Origin of the sequence: Achromobacter sp. Bel, assembly GCF_012928505.1 — a bacterium.
Lineage (GTDB): Bacteria > Pseudomonadota > Gammaproteobacteria > Burkholderiales > Burkholderiaceae_B > Achromobacter.
Genome location: NZ_JABBJN010000108.1, coordinates 1 through 7,387 on the forward strand (window position 1 = coordinate 1; position 7,387 = coordinate 7,387).

Annotated in this window: 8 protein-coding genes; 4 read left to right on the top strand and 4 right to left on the bottom strand. The window is 63.9% G+C overall.

The window, feature by feature from the left end:
- The 3 genes from HG262_RS30525 to HG262_RS30535 all read left to right on the top strand — a co-directional run.
- Positions 1–423 (top strand): 2-C-methyl-D-erythritol 4-phosphate cytidylyltransferase (locus HG262_RS30525; RefSeq protein ID WP_169274555.1); only part of this gene is annotated, 423 nt, incomplete at its 5' end.
- Complete coding sequence (gene ispF / locus HG262_RS30530) at positions 420–905, top strand: 2-C-methyl-D-erythritol 2,4-cyclodiphosphate synthase (RefSeq protein WP_169274556.1); 486 nt, start codon at positions 420–422, stop codon at positions 903–905. The genes HG262_RS30525 and ispF, both read left to right, overlap by 4 nt.
- A gap of 250 nt (positions 906–1,155) precedes the next feature.
- Complete coding sequence (locus HG262_RS30535; protein WP_169274557.1) at positions 1,156–3,162, top strand: DUF4344 domain-containing metallopeptidase; 2,007 nt, start codon at positions 1,156–1,158, stop codon at positions 3,160–3,162.
- 114 nt (positions 3,163–3,276) lie between these two features.
- On the opposite strand, the gene HG262_RS30540 is transcribed toward HG262_RS30535, so the two are convergent.
- The 4 genes from HG262_RS30540 to ompR all read right to left on the bottom strand — a co-directional run bounded on the left by HG262_RS30540 (position 3,277) and on the right by ompR (position 6,640).
- Complete coding sequence (locus HG262_RS30540; RefSeq protein ID WP_006223770.1) at positions 3,277–3,795, bottom strand: carboxymuconolactone decarboxylase family protein; 519 nt, start codon at positions 3,793–3,795, stop codon at positions 3,277–3,279.
- A 73-nt stretch (positions 3,796–3,868) separates the two neighbouring features.
- Complete coding sequence (locus tag HG262_RS30545) at positions 3,869–4,417, bottom strand: peroxiredoxin (RefSeq protein WP_006217982.1); 549 nt, start codon at positions 4,415–4,417, stop codon at positions 3,869–3,871.
- 59 nt (positions 4,418–4,476) lie between these two features.
- Positions 4,477–5,871 carry an ATP-binding protein gene (locus HG262_RS30550; RefSeq protein ID WP_169274558.1) on the bottom strand — a complete coding sequence of 465 codons (1,395 nt, stop codon included), beginning with the start codon at positions 5,869–5,871 and terminating at the stop codon, positions 4,477–4,479.
- A 34-nt stretch (positions 5,872–5,905) separates the two neighbouring features.
- A complete protein-coding gene (ompR, locus tag HG262_RS30555) occupies positions 5,906–6,640 on the bottom strand; it encodes a two-component system response regulator OmpR (protein WP_003813882.1) in 735 nt (244 codons plus the stop codon).
- A gap of 131 nt (positions 6,641–6,771) precedes the next feature.
- Between ompR and tsaB the strand changes: the two genes are divergently transcribed.
- On the top strand, positions 6,772–7,387 hold a 616-nt coding region (tsaB, locus tag HG262_RS30560), incomplete at its 3' end, for a tRNA (adenosine(37)-N6)-threonylcarbamoyltransferase complex dimerization subunit type 1 TsaB (protein ID WP_169274559.1).

Genomic DNA, 7,387 nt, shown 5'->3' on the forward strand with positions numbered 1-7,387 from the left:
GATCTCGTCGCCGGGGCGCTGGCCGACAGCGGGGTGGCCGACGATGCCTGGGTGCTGGTCCATGACGCGGCTCGCCCTGGCCTGCCGGAAGCCGCGCTGCGTCGCCTGATCGATGCCTGCCTGGCCGACCCGGTGGGCGGCCTGCTGGCGTTGCCCGTGGCCGACACGGTCAAGGGCGGGCGCGAGCGGGTGGAGCGCACGCTGGACCGCAATGGCTTGTGGCTGGCGCAGACGCCGCAGATGTTTCGGGCCGGCGCACTGCGCGATGCGCTGACGGCGGCCTCCGTGAATGGCGTGACTGTCACCGACGAGGCTTCGGCCCTCGAGGCAGCCGGGTATGCGCCATTATTGGTCCCGGGCGCCTTGCGCAATTTCAAGGTGACGTGGCCGGATGATTTCGAACTGATGGAAAAATGGCTATGAGCATTCCTTTTCGCGTCGGGCAGGGCTTTGACGTGCACGCGTTGGTCGAAGGCCGCCCGCTGATCATCGGCGGCGTCACGATCCCGCACACGCACGGCCTGCTGGGGCATTCCGATGCGGACGTGCTGCTGCACGCGATCACCGACGCGCTCCTGGGGGCGGCGGGCCTGGGCGATATCGGCCGGCACTTCCCGGACACCGACCCCGCATTTAAGGGCGCGGACAGCCGCGTGCTGCTGCGCGAGGCGATGGCGCGGGTGCGCCGCGCGGGCTGGGTGCCGGTCAACATCGACGCCACCCTGCATGCGCAGGCGCCCAAGATCGGCCCGCATGCGCCGGCCATGGTGGCGAACGTCGCCGCTGACCTCGGGCTGGCAGAGACCGAGATCAACATCAAGGCCAAGACGAACGAAGGCCTGGGTTATCTGGGCCGCAAGGAAGGCATCGCGGCTACCGTCGTGGCCCTGCTGGCCCGCGCGTAAACCTGGCGATGTTCCATCGTAAATGCAATGAAATTCCATTGCATTTACTTTGCTATACATCTTTAACAAATGAATAAGCAGGTCAAATTGATCTGGAATATTCTGCGCTACCTCAATCTGCCTACATAGAGAAATTCAGATGCGTTTACGTGGCGTCGCCCTGTTTTCGTTCCTCGTTGCGGTGGGTTCACCTGCACACGCTGCGTTTGAACAACAGCTGGGACCCCTGGCAGGCGTCGTCGGCAAGCAAATGCTCCAAGGCTGGACTGCCGCCGTGCAGGATGGCTGGTTCACGTTGCGCAACGCGGCGACGCCCGGCAGCGAACAAACGCTTTACCTTCCGGTGGGTCCGGCTCCTGAACAGGGGCGCGTGACCGATGTGAATGTGGTCGTCAATTCGCAGAATCCGAAGGCGTCCATTGGCGTGGCGCTGAGCAATCCCGCGAAGAAGGGCCTGTGCCTGATCGAGATCACGGCGGACAAGAAAACCATCCTGTTCTGTCTTGAAGGCCAGAACCGTCGCGATATCGCCACGGTTCCCAACCTGGCCAAGCTGGATGGCTCGGACCGCATCAAGGTAGTCGAGTTGCCGGGCGCAGCCCGGTTCATCGTGAACGACAAGATCATCGGCGACGTGACCGATTCTTCCGCCGTGGGCGGCGATATCGGCATCATGGCGTACGACGTGGGCACGTTCGGCATTGCGGACTTTTCGATCAATACCGACTTGGCGCCCCGGCAGGGCACGCCTGCGCAACAAGGCGGCGGCTTGCCCCCGCGTGGGGGGGGCGCAAGTGGCGGCGCCAGCGCGCCGCAGGGCACGCAGCCGCCTGTCGCGGCCCCGGCTCCCAACAATTCGAGCGGCTCCGGCTTGGCCGGCGCCGGTCCGTATCCGCGTTTTGGCGGCGACACCATGCGTATCGTGTCGGTGTACGTCGGCATCATGCGCAGCATTTTCATGCATGAGTTCGGCCATGCGTTGATCGGCGAACTGGAATTGCCGTCCACGGGCGCGGAAGAAGACGCGGTGGATATCTACGCCGCCTTGCAGATCGTTGAGCCGACGATGTATCCGTCGGCCGACGAAGATACAAACACCATGGCGCGCGATGCCGCGACCTACGCCGCATTGCAGTGGTACTACAGCGGCAAGCTGGCGGAAAAACGCGGGGCGTCGGAATCGTCGGCCTGGCAGGACGAGCACACGGGCGACCTCAAGCGCTTTCGCAATATGCTGTGCATCATGTATGGCGGCAATCCGGCCGTATTCGAATCGGTCGCCAAGCACGTGGGCCTGGAAGACCGGACCAAGGCGCGTTGCGCCGACGAATTCAACAAGCAGAACCGCGCCTGGCGCAAGATCCTGGCGCCGCACACCCGCGTGGGCACCTGGTCGCCCGACGGCCAGCAGCCGGCCAACGCGCCCGGTGCGCCGGTCAACGTGGTGTTCGAACCGTCCAAGCGCAAGATCGGCAACCTGTTCGCCACTGCGCTGTCGGACGCGATTTCGGCCAACATCAAGCTGCTTGGGCAAACCTATGTGCTGCCCCGCCCGGTGAACGTGGTGTTCAAAGATTGCGACACGCTCAATGCGTGGTACAGCCCGCGCGAAGGCTCGATCACCATGTGCTATGAGCTGATCGAGAACATTGCGGTGATGATTTCCGACATCGAAATGGGCACGGTGGGCGGTGAAGTCGTGGCCGCAGGCGGCGGCAAGGCGCCGTCTCAACAACCGCAGCAGCAGCCTCAACAGCAGCCCCGGCAATCCCCGCCGGGACAGGGGATGCCGCCGAGCGCCATCGACGAACTCAAGGATATGGGCGTGCCTGCCACGTTCCTGCTGTTCCCCTCACCGTACAAGGGGCCGACGCCGAACCAGATCAATCGCGCCAAGCTGATCACGACGGGCGACCTGGTTGGCATGATCAAGAACGACAGTAATCTTCTGATCGTCGACACCAGCGGGCTGCGCGATACGCTGCCCATCGGCTATCCCCTGGCCGATGCGGGCTCGGATGGCAGTGTCACGGACCAGTTGCAAAGCGCCCTGGATGCGTGGTTGCTGAAAAAGGCGAACAACAATCGCCGTGCGGCGGTCGTGTTCGTGGGCGCCAGCATGAACGACCGTTCGTCGTACAACGCGGCGTTGCGCGCCGGGTCGCTCGGCTGGTCCGCCTATTGGTACCGCGGCGGCGTCGAAGCCTGGGTGGCCAACGGCCTGCCCACCACCGCGGACATGGCGAAGAAGAACTAAACGTTTCGGGCGCGGCCTGGCGCCGTCCCAAAGAAAAACCCGCCTGTTTGCACAGGCGGGTTTTTTTTGCCGCCGGGCAAGCACGCGAAGCGTGCGCGGCGGGGGGCTGCTCGCTTACTTGCCTTGGGCGGCCAGCGCCAGGGCGGCGGCGTTCACCACGGCGGCGATACGGCCGGCGTCGCGCAGCTGTTCCGTCGACAAGCCGTCGTTCTTCAGGTTTTCATAGTGCGAGGCCACGCAGAAATGGCACTTGCCGATGATCGAGGCCACCAGCGCGAACAGTTCGAAGCGCTTCTTTTCCACGCCGCCGTGAGTGGCGTAAGCGTTCATGCGCAACTGGGCCGGCAAGCTTTTCAGGTTGGCGTCGCCGGTCATTTCGACGTAGGGGTACCACGTGTTATTCATGCCCATGAGTGCAGAGGCAGTCAGGGCGGCATTGGCGTCGCCTTCCGACAGGCCGCTCTTGAAGGCTTCCACCAGCACCGGGCTGCGCGCGGCATAAGCGGCGGACAGGGCGGCGCCTACGGCGTCTTCAGGGGCCAGCGTCGAGCGGGCAATCACGGCGTCCAGATTCAGGCGGATGTCCTTGGCCCAATCCGGGAGCTGTTCCTTAATGGTGGTAAGAAATTCCATAGTTTTTACCTATAATCTAGCGCAATTAAAGCCCGGCTTGGGCCTGCGAGCAGGCCCGTTGCCGGGCTGGAAATTACAGCGTGGCGCCGCCAACCGTACGGTTGCACGGGCACAGCTCGTCGGTTTGCAGACCGTCAAGCAGACGCAGAACTTCTTCCGGGTTACGGCCGACGTTCAGGTTGTTCACCGAAACGTGCTGGATCGTGTTGTCCGGATCAACGATGAACGTGGCGCGCAGGGCAACGCCAGCGCCCTTTTCACGGACGCCCAGTTGGTCGATCAGGGCGCCGGTGGTGTCGCCGAATTGATAGTGGCCCAGCTTGTTCAGGTCCGGGTGCTCACGGCGCCATGCCAGCTTGACGAATTCGTTGTCGGTGGAGCCGCCCAGCAGGACGGCGTCGCGGTCTTCGAAATCCTTGGCCAGCTTGTTGAAGCCGACGATTTCGGTCGGGCACACAAACGTGAAGTCTTTCGGGTAGAAGTAGATCACCTTCCACTTGCCGGGGAACGAGCTTTCGGTGATGTCTTCAAACGCCGACACGCCATTTTCTTCGTGCTGGTTGAAGCCGGGCTTGACGCCGGTGACCTTGAAGGGCTCGAGTTTGTCGCCAACAGTTTTCATGTGTACTCCCAGTAGTTGTTGGTGGAAATAAGGCTGTGCCTTAAAGCATAAATTCTACGCTATGGATTATCGTTGTCTAATTGATAATTCCTAAACTTAGCTTTGGGCAACTCTATGCGCGCGGTCAGGCCTCCGCCCTCGCGGGGCAGCATCCGCAGCGACCCGCCCACGTGCTTGAGCAGGCGTTCCACGATGGCCAGGCCCAGGCCCGCGCCGCTGACGCCGGTGCGCGCCGCCTCGCCGCGCGAGAACGGCCGAAGCAGGCGGTCGACATCTTCGGGCGCGATGCCGGGACCGCGGTCCGCCACCTCGATCACGATCATGCCGCCTTCAGCTTGCAGCGTCATGACGAGATGGGCCATGCCGTCGCTGGAACGCCCATAGCGGCGGGCGTTCTCGATCAGGTTGCTGACCACGCGTTTCAAGTCCAGCGCCGTGATCCGCGCCCGCAGCCCAGGCTCCAGGGAAGCGTCCAGCTCTCCACCCAGCGACGCCGTGTGGCTGCGCTCGCGTTCATAGAGTTCGGCCAGGACTGCCGAGATGTCCGTCGCCAGCTGTGGCAGCGTGCCTGCGGGGCGCGCGTACTCCATCAGTTGGCCGATGCTGTGGTCGATCTGGCCCAGGTCTTCGTCGATGGCCTGGCGGGCGTCTTCCGACACGCCGCTCAGCTCGATCTCAAGCCGCATGCGGGCGAGCGGCGTGCGCAGGTCGTGCGAAATCCCCGCCAGCATCAGTTCCCGATCGGCCTCGGCCTGCCGCAGGTCTTTGGCCATCCGGTTGAAGGAGGCATTCAGGTCGCGGATTTCCAGGGGGCCCTGTTCGGGCAGGGCCGCGGGCGTCTCGCCGCGCGACAGCACCTGGGCCGCCCGGGCGAGCCGCGACAGGGGCCGGTTCACGAAGCCCACCGAGACCGCCGCCCCGACAAGGGAAAGCAGCAACGCCGTGGCGCCCCAACCCAACCATTCGATCCCGCCGGTCAACCCGATCTGCTCTCGCTCGAACACCAGCCAGTACAGGTCTTTCTCTATCTGGAAGCTGACCCAAAAGCCCGGCACCTGGTTCACGCCCCAGGCAATCTGCGTTTCGGGGCCGAAGCGCGTACGGATGTGCTGGGCAACGCGTTGCCAGTAATCGTCGTCGGGGAGGGCTTCGGCGAAGTCGGTGACTTCGCGCGGATAGACCTGGATGCCTTCGTTGGTGGCCAGGTCCAGCAGGAGCTTGCTGCGTTCGCCGTTATGCGAGTAGATCAGCGCCGTGCGCGTGATATTGACGGCCGTGATCACCCGCTGCGCCATTTGATTGGCGCGCGGTCCCAGCTCCATGCTGAAAAATACTTGTAGCCACGCGCCCAGGCTGACCAGCATCAGCGCGGCAAGCAGCAGGAACGTGCGGCCGAACAAGCCGAGCCGCAAACGTGATGTCAGGTTCCTGAAGGTTCTGCGCAAGCGGGGCACGAGGCTGCGCTCCTGCCCGGGGCGGGCGAGCCGATCAGCTACCACCGTCCGGCACAAACACGTATCCGAGACCCCAAACGGTCTGGATGAACACGGGCTTGGACGGATTGGGTTCGATCAGCTTGCGCAGGCGCGAGATCTGGACGTCGAGGCTGCGATCGAAGGCTTCGTATTCGCGGCCGCGCGCCAGTTCCATGAGCTTGTCGCGGGACAGGGGAATCTTCGGATGGCGGGCGAACACCTTGAGGACCGAGAATTCACCCGTGGTGATCGGCACCTGTTCGCCGTTGCGCGTGAGCGTACGGGTGGACAGGTTGAGCACGTAGGGGCCGAAGGCGATGGATTCGTTTTCCTGGCTGGGTGCGCCGGGATGTTCCTCGGTACCGCGGCGGCGCAGGATCGCGTTGATCCGTGCCAGCAGTTCCCGGGGGTTGAACGGTTTGGACAGGTAGTCGTCCGCGCCCATCTCCAGGCCCACGATGCGGTCGATTTCTTCCGCCTTGGCCGTGAGCATGATGATGGGGGTATTGTCGTGGCCACCGCGCAGCCGGCGACAGATGGACAGGCCATCTTCGCCGGGCAGCATCAGATCCAGCACGAGCAGGTCGAAATGCTCGCGTTGCCAGAGTTTGCCCATCTCTTTGGCGTCTTCGGCAACGAAAACGTTGAATCCCTGCTCGGACAAATACCGGCGCAGCAAATCGCGCAAGCGCGGATCATCGTCGACGACGAGGATTTTTCGGGTGGGGGTGGTGTTTTGCGTATTCATGGCCGGAAATGTAACAGTGACGAGAACCAGCGGCTAGTGGGCGTTCACAAGATATTACACATTGCGAACCATGGTTGAAATCCCCCTTACAACCGGGGGCAAAGCCGCCGTATTTCGTACAATCTGCATCTATGGAACTAAACCTGCTGGCTTTGGAAACGTCTTCGTCCCGTTGTGGGGTGGCCCTGTTGCGGGCGGTCGATGGCCGTCTGGCAGTCAGTACCCGGGAACACGAGGGGTCCCAGGAGCACGCCGAACGGCTTTTGCCGATGGCCAATGAACTGCTGGCGGCCTCGGGCCTGGCGCCGTCCGCCCTGCACGCCGTGGCGTTCGGCCAGGGCCCCGGAGGCTTTACGGGCCTGCGCGTGGCCTGCGGCGTGGCCCAAGGCATGGGGCTGGGCTTGGGCATACCCGTGCTGCCGGTCGTGTCCCACCAGGCGGTTGCCGCCCAGGTGGCCGACGCGACCCCGTCCGACGCCATCGTCGTAGCCCTGGACGCCCGCATGAACGAAGTCTATCTGGCGGTCTACCGTCCGGTGGCCGCGCGGGAAGGCGAGGGCGGCTGGGAAGCCTTGCAGCCGCCGCTGCTGATCGCGGCGGCCGAAGTCGTTCCCTGGACCGAACATCATCTGCCCGTGTGGTCGGCCCAGGCAGGCCACGGCCTGAACCTGGTACTGGCCGGCGATGCCTGGGACGCCTATGCGGCCGACATGCCGCATCCGGCGGCCTGGCGCCGCGCCGTCGAGG

Coding starts and splice junctions, on each gene's coding strand:
- HG262_RS30545 (WP_006217982.1), bottom strand. CDS start 4,417: ATGAAAACTGTTGGCGACAAACTCGAGCCCTTCAAGGTCACCGGCGTC.
- ispF (WP_169274556.1), top strand. CDS start 420: ATGAGCATTCCTTTTCGCGTCGGGCAGGGCTTTGACGTGCACGCGTTG.
- HG262_RS30535 (WP_169274557.1), top strand. CDS start 1,156: ATGCTCCAAGGCTGGACTGCCGCCGTGCAGGATGGCTGGTTCACGTTG.
- ompR (WP_003813882.1), bottom strand. CDS start 6,640: ATGAATACGCAAAACACCACCCCCACCCGAAAAATCCTCGTCGTCGAC.
- HG262_RS30540 (WP_006223770.1), bottom strand. CDS start 3,795: ATGGAATTTCTTACCACCATTAAGGAACAGCTCCCGGATTGGGCCAAG.